14 protein-coding genes are annotated in these 15091 nt (G+C 44.9%); 10 read left to right on the top strand and 4 right to left on the bottom strand.

From position 1 onward, the window contains the following. Positions 1 to 6: 6 nt before the first annotated feature. From hisC to hisIE, 6 genes are all read left to right on the top strand, one after another. On the top strand, positions 7 to 1047 hold the full coding sequence (gene hisC / locus R8806_RS07875; RefSeq protein ID WP_124317626.1) for a histidinol-phosphate transaminase: 1041 nt from the start codon (positions 7 to 9) through the stop codon (positions 1045 to 1047). Then, entirely contained in the window at positions 1044 to 2144 is a 1101-nt protein-coding gene (hisB, locus tag R8806_RS07870) for a bifunctional histidinol-phosphatase/imidazoleglycerol-phosphate dehydratase HisB (protein WP_124317627.1), read from the top strand. The genes hisC and hisB overlap by 4 nt, the downstream gene beginning before the upstream one ends. A 246-nt stretch (positions 2145 to 2390) precedes the next feature. Continuing rightward, positions 2391 to 2975 (top strand): imidazole glycerol phosphate synthase subunit HisH, encoded by a 585-nt coding sequence (hisH, locus tag R8806_RS07865; protein WP_124317628.1) that lies wholly within the window; start codon positions 2391 to 2393, stop codon positions 2973 to 2975. 5 nt (positions 2976 to 2980) lie between these two features. Beyond that, positions 2981 to 3676, top strand: coding sequence for a 1-(5-phosphoribosyl)-5-[(5-phosphoribosylamino)methylideneamino]imidazole-4-carboxamide isomerase (locus R8806_RS07860; protein ID WP_151412233.1), 696 nt, complete (start codon positions 2981 to 2983; stop codon positions 3674 to 3676). 112 nt (positions 3677 to 3788) lie between these two features. After that, the gene (gene hisF / locus R8806_RS07855; RefSeq protein WP_087422045.1) at positions 3789 to 4544 is read left to right on the top strand and encodes an imidazole glycerol phosphate synthase subunit HisF; all 756 of its coding nucleotides are present in this window, start codon (positions 3789 to 3791) and stop codon (positions 4542 to 4544) included. Positions 4545 to 4557: 13 nt separating this feature from the next. After that, positions 4558 to 5169, top strand: a complete 612-nt coding sequence (gene hisIE, locus R8806_RS07850) for a bifunctional phosphoribosyl-AMP cyclohydrolase/phosphoribosyl-ATP diphosphatase HisIE (protein WP_124318003.1) — start codon at positions 4558 to 4560, stop codon at positions 5167 to 5169. A 133-nt stretch (positions 5170 to 5302) separates the two neighbouring features. Here hisIE and R8806_RS07845 read toward each other — a convergent pair whose 3' ends face one another. The 3 genes from R8806_RS07845 to purE form a co-directional block, all read right to left on the bottom strand. Beyond that, a complete protein-coding gene (locus R8806_RS07845) occupies positions 5303 to 7363 on the bottom strand; it encodes a helix-hairpin-helix domain-containing protein (RefSeq protein WP_124318002.1) in 2061 nt (686 codons plus the stop codon). 108 nt (positions 7364 to 7471) lie between these two features. Next, positions 7472 to 8680, bottom strand: a complete 1209-nt coding sequence (locus R8806_RS07840; protein ID WP_124318001.1) for an ATP-binding protein — start codon at positions 8678 to 8680, stop codon at positions 7472 to 7474. Between the two features lie 363 nt (positions 8681 to 9043). Continuing rightward, complete coding sequence (purE, locus tag R8806_RS07835) at positions 9044 to 9550, bottom strand: 5-(carboxyamino)imidazole ribonucleotide mutase (RefSeq protein ID WP_087422472.1); 507 nt, start codon at positions 9548 to 9550, stop codon at positions 9044 to 9046. A gap of 107 nt (positions 9551 to 9657) precedes the next feature. Between purE and R8806_RS07830 the strand changes: the two genes are divergently transcribed. The 4 genes from R8806_RS07830 to ubiE all read left to right on the top strand — a co-directional run bounded on the left by R8806_RS07830 (position 9658) and on the right by ubiE (position 13354). Then, positions 9658 to 10212 (top strand): phosphoribosyltransferase, encoded by a 555-nt coding sequence (locus tag R8806_RS07830; RefSeq protein ID WP_087422471.1) that lies wholly within the window; start codon positions 9658 to 9660, stop codon positions 10210 to 10212. A 176-nt stretch (positions 10213 to 10388) separates the two neighbouring features. Beyond that, complete coding sequence (gene obgE / locus R8806_RS07825) at positions 10389 to 11381, top strand: GTPase ObgE (RefSeq protein WP_087422470.1); 993 nt, start codon at positions 10389 to 10391, stop codon at positions 11379 to 11381. Positions 11382 to 11477: 96 nt separating this feature from the next. Next, positions 11478 to 12518 (top strand): DUF2776 family protein, encoded by a 1041-nt coding sequence (locus R8806_RS07820; protein WP_087422469.1) that lies wholly within the window; start codon positions 11478 to 11480, stop codon positions 12516 to 12518. A 143-nt stretch (positions 12519 to 12661) separates the two neighbouring features. Further along, positions 12662 to 13354, top strand: coding sequence for a bifunctional demethylmenaquinone methyltransferase/2-methoxy-6-polyprenyl-1,4-benzoquinol methylase UbiE (ubiE, locus tag R8806_RS07815; protein ID WP_118304278.1), 693 nt, complete (start codon positions 12662 to 12664; stop codon positions 13352 to 13354). A 33-nt stretch (positions 13355 to 13387) separates the two neighbouring features. On the opposite strand, the gene R8806_RS07810 is transcribed toward ubiE, so the two are convergent. Next, positions 13388 to 14677 carry an arginine deiminase gene (locus R8806_RS07810; RefSeq protein ID WP_124317486.1) on the bottom strand — a complete coding sequence of 430 codons (1290 nt, stop codon included), beginning with the start codon at positions 14675 to 14677 and terminating at the stop codon, positions 13388 to 13390. Between the last annotated feature and the right edge of the window lie 414 nt (positions 14678 to 15091).

Genomic DNA, 15091 nt, shown 5'->3' with positions numbered 1-15091 from the left:
TTTAGGATGAAGGAATTTGGAGATATAGTAAGGGAGAATGTAAAGAGGTTACAGGCGTATTCCTGCGCTCGTGCGGAATTCGAGGGGACGAATGTGGCATTGCTGGATGCGAACGAGAACCCGTTCGCGTCGGAATATAATCGTTATCCAGATCCGTTTCAGCGGGAATTGAAACGAGAGATCGGTAGATTGAAGGGGGTGGAGGTTTCCCGGTTGGTACTGGGAAATGGGAGTGACGAGTTGATCGATATGTTGATCCGGACGGTTTGTACGCCCCGGCGGGATAATATGCTCGTTTTTTCACCGGGCTATTCGATGTACGAGGTAAGTGGACGAGTGAATGACGTGGAGGTGAGGTGTTTGGAGTTGGACGGGGAGTTCCAGCCGGAGTGGAACACGTTGTTTGATAGCGTGGATCGGTTTACGAAAATGATTTTCTTTTGCACGCCGAATAATCCGGTGGGGAACGTGATTCCTTTGGAACGTATCCGGGAGGTGGCGTCTCGTTTTGATGGGATTGTCGTGGTGGACGAGGCGTATATTGATTTTACTGATATGCCATCGGCTGTTGTTTTGCAGGAGGTTTGCCGGAATGTTGTCGTGTTGCAAACTCTATCCAAGGCTTGGGGACTTGCCGGGTTACGGGTAGGAATTTGTATGGCGGACCCGGAACTGGTGATTTATTTAAACAAAGTGAAACCGCCTTATAATATCGGTTCATTGACTCAACGGCGGGCTTTGGATGTCTTGCGGAATGAGGCTGATTTCTTGGAGAAGGTGGAGGCGATCAAGCGGGAAAGAAAAAGGGTTATCGGTTTCTTGCGGAATTTATCTTGGTTGGAGGTTGTCTGTGATTCGGAGGCCAACTTCGTGTTGATTCGTTGTGAGCGTTTTCGGGAGTTGTATGAATATTTGGTGGAAGGTGGTGTTATTGTTCGGGTACGGCATATCCCGCCCCGGTTGAGTTGCGGGTTACGGATAACCATCGGGACACGGGAAGAGAATGATTTGTTGATCGAGCGATTAAAGAAATTCGGTGATTTATGAAGAAGATATTATTTATAGATCGTGACGGTACGATTATACAGGAACCGCCGGTTGATTACCAAGTGGATAGTATGGAGAAACTGGCCTTTGTTCCGGGGGTTATTGGAGCCTTGCGGGAGATTGTTCGGGAGACGGATTATCGGTTGGTTATGGTGAGTAATCAGGATGGTTTGGGGACGGAACGGTTTCCGATGGATGCTTTTTTGCCACCACATGAATTTATGTTGAAGACGTTGGCAGGCGAGGGAATTGTTTTTGACGAGATACTGATTGATGGGAGTATGCCGGGGGATGGTTCTCCCCGGAGGAAACCGGGGATCGGTATGGTCGAAAAGTATTTGAATGAATGGTTGGATCGGGAGAACTCTTACGTGATTGGCGATCGGTTGACGGATATGCAGTTGGCGGTTAATATGGGGATTCGGGGGATATTGCTGGGAAAAGAGGAGATGGAGTGTTTACCTATTGTTTTAACCACGGATTCTTGGAGAAAAGTCGTGCGTTTTCTGAAACAGGGAAGTCGACAGGCGGTGCAAGTGAGGAAAACGGCGGAAACGGCGGTTCGGATTGCGTTAGATTTGAATGGAACGGGGCAGGGCGAGGTGAAGACGGGAATTGCTTTTTTTGATCATATGTTGGAACAGATTATTCGGCACGGGGAAATAGATTTGGTGGTTTCCGTGGAGGGGGATTTACAGGTGGATGAACATCACACGATCGAAGACACGGCTATCGTGTTGGGACAATGTTTCTCGGAGGCGTTAGGGGGTAAGAAAGGGATCGGACGATATGGTTTTGCTTTGCCGATGGATGAAGCGAGGGCAGAGGTGTTGCTGGATTTGGGAGGGCGGAGTTGGTTGGTGTGGAATGTCGTGTTTAACCGGGAGTACGTGGGAGATTTTCCCACGGAGATGACCAAGCATTTTTTTGCTTCGTTTTGTGAAGGGGCTAAATGTAATTTGCACGTGGCTGCGAAAGGTGAGAACACGCATCACGTGATAGAAGCTATTTTTAAAGCGTTTGCCCGTAGTTTGAGGATGGCCGTCCGACAAGAGGCCGGAGGAAGGATTCCGTCGACGAAGGGGAGAATGGATTAATTTTAGATTTGGAGATTTTAGATTGAAGGGGGTGTCCCAAAAGTCATTTTATTAAAATAAACTCCTCCGTCACTTCGTGCCACCTCCTCTATAAACAGAGGAGGAGCTGGTGACTCTTCCCGAAAACAGGGAGTATTTCAACTCTCCCTCTGTTTATAGAGGGAGTACCCCGAAGGGGGGAGGGAGTTTGAAAAATGACTTTGGGAATAGCCCCGGAAGAATTGGATTATGATATTTTTTATTGAAATGAGTAAAATAGTAATTATAGAGTACGGGGCGGGAAATTTGTTTTCGGTGAGGGTTGCGATAGAGAGGTTGGGGTATGAGGTGGTTTGTAGTGCTGATCCACGGGTGGTACGGGAGGCTGATAAGGTGATTTTTCCGGGTGTGGGGCAAGCTGCCGCGGCAATGAGACAATTGAAGGAAAGCGGGATGGATCGGGTGATTCCGGAATTGAAGGTTCCCGTGTTGGGGATATGTTTGGGGATGCAGTTGATGTGTGCCTATTCGGAAGAGGGAGAGACGGAGGGTTTGGGAATATTCCCGATGCGGGTGGAAGAATTCGGGAGATGTGGTAAGGTTCCTCATATGGGATGGAATGAGATTCGGGGGCTGAAATCCGGGTTGTTTGACGGGGTTGTCGAGGGGGAGATGGTGTATTTCGTACATTCGTATTGCGTGCCTGTTGGAGAGTATTCCATTGCCACGTGTGATTATCAGATAGCTTTTTCCGCGGCGATTCGGAAAGGGAATTTCTGGGGATGTCAGTTCCACCCGGAGAAATCGGCCGGGGTTGGGGAAAAGATAATTGAAAACTTTTTAAAAATGTAAGAGAAATGAAGATAACGGTTATTCCGGCAATAGATGTTATAGGAGGAAAATGCGTGAGACTTACCCGGGGCAATTACGATGAGTGTAAGACGTATTATAATGATCCGGTGGAGGCTGCCCGATATTTCGAGGATATGGGAATGAGGCGTTTGCACCTTGTCGATTTGGATGGGGCTAGGGAGTCCCGGGTAATTAATTGGCGGGTTCTGGAACGAATTTGTGAGGCGACTCGTTTGGAGGTTGATTTTAGTGGGGGTGTCAAGAGTGACGAGGATATTTGTCGGGTGTTTGATGTGGGGGCCTCGTTTGTCTGTATCGGGAGTATGGCCCAGCAAAATAGAGAAAAGACACGGGAGTGGTTGGAAAGATACGGGACTGAACGGGTTATTGTCGGGGCAGATGTAAGAGACGGGTATGTGTGTATTCAGGGGTGGAAGGTGGAGACGAAGACGACGATACACGAGTTAATAGAAACTTATTTACCCGGGTTAAAGAATGTGATGTGTACGGATATTGCCCGGGATGGGATGTTGGGAGGAGTTTCTTTGGAGCTGTATCGGGAGCTGGTGGCTCGTTATCCGGATATTACGCTTATCGCATCCGGGGGAGTAGGTTCGTTAGTGGATATTCAGGCGCTGGAGGAGGTGGGTGTTTCTGCCGTGATCGTGGGGAAGGCTTTTTATGAAAAGTTTAAAATGTAGAGTTTAGAATGCAAAAGATTCCGTGATTGCCGATTCGATGATTGGATGATTAAAATCACTTAATCGAAAATCATTAAAATCACTTAATCGATAGGATCTAAAATTAATAAGTATGTTTTTAGCAAAAAGAATTATTCCATGTTTGGATGTAAAGGCGGGGAGGACGGTGAAGGGGGTGAATTTTGAGAATTTGAGGGATGCAGGGGATATTGTGGAGTTGGCCGGTCGATATTCAGATGAGGGGGCGGATGAGTTGGTGTTTTTGGACATCACGGCAAGCTCCGATCACCGGGGTACACGGTTGGAGTGGGTGGAACGGGTGGCCCGACAAGTGCGAATACCTTTTACCGTGGGTGGGGGAATTTCATCGGAGCGGGATGTTGAGGCTCTTTTGAAGAAGGGGGCAGATAAGGTGTCTGTAAATTCCAGTGTTTTGAAAGACCCGGGTTTGATAGATCGGTTGGCGGCGGCATTTGGAAAACAGTGTATTGTTGTGGCGGTGGATGCTTGTCGGGATGGTGAGAAGTGGAGAGTATACAGTCATGGGGGACGGGTGGCTACCGATCGGGAGCTTTTTTCGTGGGTAAAGGAGGCGGAAGGACGGGGAGCCGGGGAGATTTTGTTTACCTCGATGGATCATGACGGGACACATCAAGGATTTGCCTGCGAGGCAACGGGACAAGTGGCGGATTTGGTTAATATCCCGGTTATTGCATCCGGGGGGGCGGGCTGTCCGGAAGATTTCTATGAGGCTTTGACTCGGGGAAAAGCGGATGCCGTACTGGCGGCCGGAGTTTTTCATTTCGGGCAGATCCGGATTCCGGAGTTGAAATGTTTTTTGAAAGAAAAAGGTATTGTTGTTCGATAAAATATTTAATGAAATGGTAAATATTGCAGAATTAAAATTTGATGCGGCCGGGTTAATTCCGGCAATCGTGCAGGATGCAGATACACGGGTGGTGTTGATGCAAGGGTATATGAACCGGGAGTCTCTTGCCGAGACGGAGCGTTCCGGTAAGGTGTGTTTTTTTAGTCGCTCCCGGCAGCGTTTGTGGACAAAAGGAGAGGAAAGCGGACACTTTTTACTGGTGAAGGAGATTTTGGCTGATTGTGATCGGGATTCATTATTGGTGAAGGTGAACCCCGTGGGACCGACTTGCCACACGGGACAAGATACGTGTTGGGGAGAAGAGAACGTGGATCAGGATTTTTTGTTTTACTTGCAACGGTATTTGGAAAAACGAAAAGATGAATCTCCGGAAATATCCTATACGGCTCGCCTGATCGGGAAGGGAATTAACAAGGTTGCCCAGAAGGTGGGAGAAGAGGCCGTGGAGTTGGTTATCGAGGCGAAGGATGATAACGAGGGTTTATTTCTGAACGAGGCTGCCGATCTGATGTATCACTATATCGTATTGTTGATAGCGAAGGGGTACGGGTTGGAGGATGTGGTGAGGGTTTTGAAGGGAAGACATGGGAAAGATAAAAACTAAAAGATAAAAGTTAAAAGATAAAAGGAGGCTGTGATTGCTGATTTAATGATTAAGTGATTAATGAAGAGAGTGTGGTTGTGGGGGAGGAATCACTTAATCGGCAATCGTAAATCACAAAATTAATTAGGTCCTGTTAGAGTTTTATACGAATTTGGAAGGAGAGGTCGAATAGTTTGTTGTCGTTGACTTGGGTTAGGGAGGAGCTGATGGTTGATTTGTCGGGATAGTAGGTGAGGCCGGCTTTTAGGTAGAGGGTGATGAGGGTGAAGGGTTTCCAGTTAAGATTAAGGTAGGAACGAAAACCCCGGTCGTACAGGGCGGGAAAGGAGTAACCGTAGAGAACGTTGTTTTCGTAGGCGTATATTCTGGTGTTGTAGCTGTCCGTGTCAAAGTAAGCGAAACGGAATTGGGCTTTTAGGTTGGTTTGGAGGGAGGAATACATAAGGTCTTGATAGAGTAGGTAACCACCTTCGTGTTTTTCTTTTTTCATGTAACGTGTATAACTGGTTCGGGTTCGGGATTTTAATTGTTCGCAGATGGAGTAGGTAAATTGGAGCCTGTATTCTTGTTTTATGCGGGAGACGGATTGGAGGTTTTCTCCGGTTTTATCGTCTTCCGGTTTCTCCTCGTGTTTGAAACGAAATGAACAATCCCAGCGAGAGCGGTTGAACGTGACATCTCCCACGATTTCTTGGCCATTACCGGGGATGGTTGCCTGATAACGGGGAGAGAAAAAGCGGAACCTATCATAATAGGCATTGATTTTCAGACTGCGAAAAGGGGTGCTTTCGAGACCTAGGTATAGTCCTTCCTCGTTTGTTGTGTTGGAGTATTCTGCAAAACCGCTGTTGTAGTGAGAGTGATAGCCTTTGTCATAGTGGCGGTAAAGGGCGCATAAGGCGAAGCGGGGAATCCCACTGTAACGTAGCCCGTTGACGGTTGCCCATGTTCCGTTGTCACTACGTGCTGTTTCCCCGAATAGGTAGAAATGGTAACCTCCGGTTTTGTAGTCCACGCTTACGAGTGTACGTTGGTGGCCCGTTTCGTTGTATTGCTGGTAAGCGGCTTTGCCGATGGTTAGGGCGGGTGAAAAGTTGTAGTGTAATAATTGGACGCCGATGCGGAAATACCGATGATTGAGGTGGGTGGACAGGCCGGTTGTGAATTCTTTTAGGTTGTGTTTCTTCTCACATTCTGAAAGGTTTCGGTGATAACCTGTTTCGTAAAGGGTGGCCGTTTGTACAGTTTTTGGGGAGAGGGTGTCGAGGTCAGCGAGATTACCGTCTGTTTTTTTGTAAGATACGAAGATTTCGGTGGTAATCGTGCGTGTCGGGTGCAGGCTGACAGCCATGCCTCGCAAGTATCGGTTTTCATCGGTAGAAGTGTAGGGAGCAATACCATTTCCGGATTTCTCGTTACTAAGGGTAGATGTCGATTTCCCGGAAGAGTAACCGCTCCATGCCAGTAGTCCCTGTCCCCATTGTAATTTATAGTCCCCGACAATGATTCGGTGGATGATTTTTCCCGGGGTGTAGCACGCGTGGGCAGAAAGAAAGTCAAATCCTGTTTTTTGGCTTTTCGAGAAATAATTTTCTCCCGGGTCGTTTTCTAACGTGAGTCCCCCTTGCCAGTGTTGCTGGTTTGATATTTTGTATTTTAGTAATGTACCTACGGGTGGTCCTTGAAAGCGGCTTTGCTTTTTGGCGAGATAGTCCTTTTCATACAAAAAGGCTTTCCGGCTGTACTTTTTGTAACCGGCTTGTTTTGGGCGGGTCATTTTTAAGCGGGCGAGAATTTCTTGCGATAGGTGATAACGGGATTGCTTTTCGGGGGTGTATGTTCCGATGCGTATAAATGGTTTGATGTTGGATAAATCCTGTTGACTGATTCCGGTGACGAGTAGAAGTTCGTTCGGGTGAGTAAACGGCCCGTGTTTTTTACGAAAGTCCAGTAAATTGTCTATCTGCGCATCGGAAAGGAAAAATAACATTTTCAAGCTATCGAATCCGGCTGAATTGAGGTTTATCGGTTGTGCGGAGAGGCGGATTAGGGAGTTGATCATGTCCTCGTAATAATCTTCCGATGACTCGATGTCGTTTGTTTCCAAGAGTTTCTCGATATCCGGAATGCTCTGTGAGTACACGGAGTAGGGGATAATGAAAAGTAAGATAACGACATATGTAATTTGTCGCATGGTATAAATATTCAGATTAAAATTCGTGTTGACGGGAATTTAATCATATGAGTGAACACACCTAAATAGCCGATGTTTCAAAGGTATAAAATGTTTTGGATAATCTTTCTAAAAATCTTGTTTTTTTAGAAAGTCTGCCAAGTGTAGATGTTGAATGCCTTCAATGTTACTTCCTGTGTTTAAGGGATTAAGGCTGACCACGTATTTGGGATAATTATCGGGGATTGCTAATAGATTGCCAAATTCCCGTTCTTTTGTTTTCTCGTCAACAATGAGATAAGTCGCTTGTACGTAGATTTTCTTACCTTGTTTTAAAGCTACGAAATCAATTTCAAGACCATCCTGTTGACCCACGTAGATTTCATATTGTAGGATTGAGAGATGTAAATATATGGCATTTTCGATAAGTTTATGAATATCACGTTGTAGGTCAAAGCCTATTTGACTGTTACGTAACCCGATGTCTTCGAAAAAATACTTTTCTCCAATTTCAAACTTTTTCAAGCCATTAATCTCTATTCGTCCCACTTTATGAATTAAGAAGGCGTTACTTAAAGCCTTCAGGTAATTGATAACTTGAAGTGTTGAAATATCTACCCGTTGCGATTTCAAGTATTTACTAATATTGTTCGCGGAAAAGAGATTTCCGATATTGTCGGCCGTGTATATGGCTAGTGTTTCAAGAAAATCAATATTACGAATACCTTCTCGCTTAACAACGTCTTTTAATAAAATGGTTGAATACACGTTACGCAAATATTCAAATGCCATTTCATCATTCAGTTCCAAGCGTGAAAGATAAGGCAATCCTCCGTAAGTAAGGTATTTCGTCAAACTTTGCTGGTCGTCTGGGAGCTGGTGAAAAAGTAAAAATTCCGGGTAGCTTAGACTATGGATGTGAAATTCTATATATCGGCCGGATAAATAGGTGGCTAGTTCTCCCGATAACATTTTGGCATTGCTACCCGTGCAGAAAATATCACAGGAGTCTTTGGCTTGAAGGTCACGAAGGGTATGTTCGAAATGATCAATATCCTGAATCTCGTCAATGAATAAATAGTTGGCCTTTGCCGGGTTGATTTGTGTCTTCAAATATTGGGAAAGATCTTGATCGTTATGAATCATTCGAAATTCTTCATATTCCATATTTATATATATGACGTTAGCATCCGGGTGATCGGTTTTGATTTCTTCCATGAGTTGTAGCATGATGTAACTCTTGCCTACACGCCTTTGACCGGTAAGTACTTTTATGATACCTTTTCCGATAAAAGGTTTTATCCTTTTGCTGTATAATGGACGATCAATAATCTTCATTTTATATGGTATGATTTATATGTACGGCAAATATAGGAAATTTATAAGTTATAACTTATAAAAATGGGGAATTTGTTTTGTTTGTAAGTTATGATTTATAGTTTTTGATCGAAAGATAAACTGTTTCTTGGGGGTAGTAAATAAAGAATGGGGCTGTCCAAAAAGTTATTTTATTTCAAAAACTCCTCCGTCACTTCGTGCCACCTCCTCTATAAACAGAGGAGGAGCTGGTGACTCTTCCCGAAGACCGGGAGTATTTCAACTCTCCCTCTGTTTATAGAGGGAGTACGGCGAAGCCGGGAGGGAGTTTGAAAAATGACTTTTTGGACAGCCCCTTGTTATATTGATTCTTTCCGGGGGAGATCAGTTCGTTTTGTAATCGTATTTTACTTTTGCCAGTTCGTTGTTGGCATCGACGATTTTCTTTTTCAAAGATTCTTTGAAGTCCACGATTTTAGCTTTTAATGCATTGTCGCCAACAGCCAGAATTTGTGCAGCCAGAATACCGGCATTCATGGCCCCGTTGATGGCGGTGGTGGCAACCGGGATGCCCGGAGGCATTTGGGCGATGGCTAAAAGAGCGTCCATCCCGTCGAGAGAGGCGTTGATGGGAACACCGATCACGGGAATTGGCGTCATGGCAGCGATAACACCCGGTAGGTGTGCGGCCATTCCGGCTCCGGCGATGATAACTTCAATACCCCGTTTCTGTGCATTTTTGGCAAAAGACTCCACTTCAGCCGGAGTGCGGTGAGCGGAGAGGGCATTGATCTCGAAAGGTATGCAAAAGTCGTTTAACACTTTTGCGGCTTTTTCCATTACGGGCAGGTCTGACGTGCTACCCATGATAATACTTACTTTTGGGTCCATATTTTTACCGGATTTTAAATTCAAAGTTGTACTTTTGCGCAAAGTTAAATAAAAAAATGGATTAGAGAGACGATAGGTCTATCATTCAAAAGAGAAATATGCACAGGATGAAAAGAATCAAATTGCATGATCGGTGTTTCCGACTGATGATTGAGGCTGACGTGATCGACCGGGAAATAGAGAGGGTGGGGACTCAAATTAATCGGGAACTGGCAGGAGAACGTCCTTTGTTTCTGGGAGTGTTGAACGGGGCGTTTATGTTCGTGGCTGATTTGTTGAAACATATCACGATTGAGGGGACGGAAATCAGTTTCGTGAAGATTGCTTCTTACGCCGGATTGTCCTCGACAGGAAAGGTTCAGGACCTGATCGGGTTACGGGAAGATATTACGGGACGAACCGTAGTGATTCTGGAGGATATGATTGATTCGGGAGAGTCCATTATGCATATGAAAAAAATGTTGGAAGAGAAACATCCGAAACAAGTAAAGGTGGCTGCCTTGTTCTACAAACCGAAAGCGTTGAAGTACGACCTAACGATCGATTACAAGTGTATTGCGTTGGAGAATGATTTCGTGGTAGGGCATGGGTTGGATTATGACGGGTTAGGACGTAATTATCCAGACTTGTACGTGGTGGACGAGGGAACAAATGAAAATTGAAAATGAAAAAACAAACTCCCTCCCCCCTTCGGGGTACTCCCTCTATAAACAGAGGGAGAGTTGAATTACTTTTCGACTTTGGGAAGAGTTACCAGCTCCTCCTCTGTTTATAGAGGAGGTGGCAGCGAAGCTGACGGAGGAGTTTAATTTAAAATTATAAATCTAAAATAAAAAGAATGGCATCAACGAACTTTGTCGATTACGTGAAAATATTCTGTCGTAGTGGAGCCGGGGGGCCGGGATCTATGCATCTTCATCGGGATAAACGTTCTGCCAAGGGAGGACCTGATGGTGGTAATGGTGGACGCGGAGGACACGTGATATTAAAGGGAAACCGGAATTACTGGACCTTGATTCACTTGAAATTCCAGCGCCACGTGTATGCAGAAGACGGGGAGAGCGGGAGTGGGAATTTATGCACGGGAGCTGACGGGAAAGATGTCATTATAGATGTTCCACTGGGAACTGTTGCCCGGGATGCGGATACCGGGGAAACGATTTGCGAGATCACGAAAGACGAAGAGCTTTGTGTTGCTGTCAAAGGGGGGCGTGGTGGTTTGGGTAACTGGAATTTTCGTTCAGCTACAAATCAGACGCCTCGTTACGCGCAGCCGGGAGAACCCCGGGTGGAACGGAATGTTATTCTAGAGTTAAAAGTGCTTGCCGATGTCGGATTGGTGGGTTTCCCGAATGCGGGTAAGTCGACATTGTTATCCGTTGTTTCCGCGGCAAAACCGGAGATCGCGAACTATCCGTTTACCACGTTGGTTCCGAATTTGGGAATTGTGAATTACAGGGATAACCGTTCTTTTGTGATGGCTGATATTCCCGGAATCATTGAGGGGGCGCATCTGGGAAAAGGTTTGGGACTTCGTTTCTTGCGGCATATTGAACGAAATTCTGTATTGTTGTTTATGGTTCCCTCGGATAGTGAGGATATTCACGGGGAGTATAAAATTTTGTTGAACGAGCTAAAACAGTATAATCCCGAGTTGTTGGATAAAAAACGACTTCTGGCTATCAGTAAATCGGATTTTATTGATAAGGAGCTGATGTCTGAAATGGAGAAAGATTTACCGGATATTCCCTACGTGTTCATTTCTTCCGTGACGGGGAGTGGAATCATGGAATTGAAAGATATGCTGTGGAGGGTCTTGAACGAAGAGTAGCGAACGGCCTTTTCTTATTTTATATTTTTTTCAAGTAAACGGGGTAACCGAATATGTTAATCGCCGTATATTCATAGGAATTTAAATAAATGACTTATGAATTACGGAATTAGTGTATTGTTTCGATTTATTCCCTTGTTGATGGCGTTGATTTGCTTTTTCTTTGGAGGGTATATTTTTGGATTCGGGAATGATGAAGCACGGTGGGTAGCGGGGCCGGTCGTATTTTCATTAGGCGTACTTTGTATTGCGTTGTTTGCCACGGCAGCCACGATTATTCGGCAACTGATCCACACGTATAACCCTGTTGCGAAATATTTATTACCCGGTATGGGATATTTATTCGCTTTAGGAACGATGATTTGGGGTATTTATCTGTTCAGTTCTCCTGAACCGCAGAATTTATTTGTCCCGGGACACGTGATTTGTGGCGTGTCGTTGATCGCGGCTTGTATTTCAACGGCAGCAACTTCATCTACTAAATTCACACTTATTCCGGTGAATTCACACGGGACAAGCGATAAAATTAATCCTAACGGTTTCTCGGCTACGACGGAAACAGTGTTGATCGGGTTAACCGTTTTGTTTTCCACGGTAGCGTGGGTTTGGGCGATAGTATTATTGTCAGGCTCCGGGGGTGATCATTTGGTTGCCGGGAGCGTGATGGCCGGATTGGCTTGTATTTGTACGAGTTTGATCGGGCTGGTTGCAAGTATATCTCGTCAGATCAGGAATGATTATGGCGAGAAGGATCGGAAGTATTGGCCAAGACTGGTGTTTTTCATGGGGACAATCTGCATCGTGGGGGGAATTGTTGAGCTGTTGGCAGCACCTGTCCCCGTGAATACAACCGGTTTTATTCTGATCGGTTTAGGTCTTGTCTGTTTTAGTATTTCCAGTAAGATTCTGTTATTAGCCAAAGTGTGGCGTCAAGAGTTCAAGTTGGCGAATCGTATCCCGTTGATTCCCGTGATGACTGCCTTGTTGGCTCTTTTTCTGGGCGCATTCCTTTTTGAAGAATCGACGGTTGATAATGCATTTTTTGTGCCTGCCCGGGTACTGATCGGTTTGGGAGGTATTTGTTTCTCCCTGTTCTCGATTGTCAGTATTCTGGAAAGCGGGACTTCCAGTAAATAATATCCCTTTGGAGGTTTTGATTTGAGTTTATATTTCCGAGTCGCGGGAACTCTTTTGGGAGAGTTTTCGCGATTCTTTGTTTGTAATCTTTTAAAACGTGGTAGAATTCGTTATTTTCGCCTCCGAAATAAAAGAATAAAGTCATGGCTAAAAAAGAGAAGGTACAGGAGATGTTTAACGGGATCGCACCGAAGTACGATTTGTTGAATCATCTGTTGTCTATGGGTATAGATAAGAGCTGGCGTAAGAAGGCAATGAAAGTTGTCGGTGCGGGGCGAAAGGATTTGGTGTTGGATATTGCTTGCGGGACGGGAGATTTTTCGATCGAGGCGTTGAAACATGGAGTGAAACGAGTGGTCGGGGCCGATATTTCGGAAAATATGCTGGCCGTGGCACGGGAGAAAGCGAAAGCAAAGGGGTTATCTGATCAGCTTGATTTTCAGTTTGGGGATAGCGAGAACCTCACCTTCGACTCGAATACTTTTGATGCCGTGACAGTTGCTTTTGGCGTGCGTAATTTTGAACATCTTGAATTAGGACTGACAGAAATGTGTCGGGTGCTGAAACCCGGGGGAAAGGTGGTTATTCTAGAATTTTCGACGCCTGAACATTTCCCGATGAAACAGTTGTATAATTTTTATTTTAAACATATTCTGCCTTTTGTGGGAGGAGTGATTTCCGGAAACCGGAAGGCGTATGAATATTTGCCAGCCTCCGTGTTCGCGTTTCCGCAGGGGAAGGATTTTCTGGATATTATGCGGAGTGCCGGTTACTCGAATGTTTCGCAACAGCGGCTGACTTTTGGAATTGCCAGTTTGTATGTAGGAGAGAAATAAAAAGGGGCTGAAAAAAATCAGCCCTTTTTTATTTTACCATTCAACAGCATCGCGGTTGATCGGCATGGTCATGCATCTTGCACCACCACCTCCGCGGGGAAGTTCTGATCCCTCGATGGTGATCATGTATTTTTCGTATTTACTCAGATCGACTTTGTTGCTGATCACGTCGTTGGCACGAATAATCTCGAAACCGGCATTGTTCATGGCTTCAACGGTATAATTGTTGCGTGCGTAGCCTAACACTTTACCCGGGGCCACGCAGAAGAAGTTTGCACCACTATGCCATTGTTCTCTCTCCATATTCCAAGTTTCGTCTTCTCCACCGCAATACACGGGTTCCAAGTCCATACCCAGTTTTTTCAGGGCGTGTAACAATGTCTTTTCCCGGCGGATGCTGATTAGTTTCCCGTGTTGAATCTTGATGTGAACCGTCTGGTAATTGCCCGGACTCATGATCAAGGGTTCGTAAACCATACATTTGTCCTTATCTAGGAAAGTGAACACCATATCCAAGTGAATGAAGGATTCCGGGGAATGGGGTAGTTCCTGTACAAGAATATGTTGTACCTTGTCTTCGTTTCGGTTGATAAAGTTATACATCAAGGCGTCGATAGCGCGGGTTGACGTGCGCATACCGTTACCGATAACCAATATATCATCCCGTGCAATCTGTACGTCACCGCCTTCGATGGTTAATTTACGAAGGGGATCAGATTCTGTGTTCAAACTTAACGTCTTGGTGTTAAATCCGGGCGTGAAGTCAAAAATAGATTGCATGATGATTGCCTCGCGATCACGAACAGCGTTAGCCATCCTACCAATAAGTACTTCGTTGTACATACTCATGGAGGCATCGCGGGTGAAGAAGAAATTATGTAACGGGCGCAAGTCGTACCAATCTTTATTCAAGAATTTGGTCAACGTGTCGCGTTTCATTTCAACCCCTTCGATCAGCAAACGGGCCAAATCTTCGGCATTTTCATCCAACAATTGATCTTTAATTGATCCTTTGGGGGTTGTTTCAGCAATAAAAGGCTCTATCTTTTCGATGCGGTTCAACACTTCCAGTTTGATGGCATCGTCTTTTAAAATGTTTGTCAGGAGGTCTTTGACCTGGTAGGTTTTCGTGATTTTACCTAAAACCTCACTGAGTTGCTTGTATTCTTTTCGTGCGATTGATAAATTTAGAATATCGCTATAGAGCGCCCTCTCAGCGTTCTCGGGAGTCATGTTTTCTACCTCCTCGCCTGGTGTATGGAGTATCACTCCATTCAGTTTTCCGATTTCGGATTGAACATTTACCTCTACAATCTTAGACATATATGTGTTTTTTTGATTACGTGGCAAAATTACGATATAAAGGTTGATAAACCTTATAAATCACCACTATAATTATGCAAAAGGTAAAAATAAATATGCACTATTTAAAAGGAGAAAGGGATACGTCACGTACCCCTTTCAATATCTCGAAGAGTTGTCCGGCCTCTCCGAGCTGGTTGCATCTTAAATATTTTGAGTATACAATTCAACGTTTTCCATCACTTTTGAAATAGCCTGTATACATTAGTTCCAATAGAGGAATATCTCACCTAAATATTCTTTGCAAAATTATAATATAAAATTGATAATAACAAATAAACGTCAACATAATTGTCGGTTGATAGGGAGTATTGGTGTAATGCTTTGTTTTGTATTTGTAATATTGAAAGCCACCCCAAGATAACCCGGGATGGC

This window comes from Butyricimonas faecihominis (assembly GCF_033096445.1).
In the GTDB taxonomy this organism is placed as follows: Bacteria; Bacteroidota; Bacteroidia; order Bacteroidales; family Marinifilaceae; genus Butyricimonas; species Butyricimonas faecihominis.
This window is presented reverse-complemented; position numbering and strand designations above follow the sequence as displayed.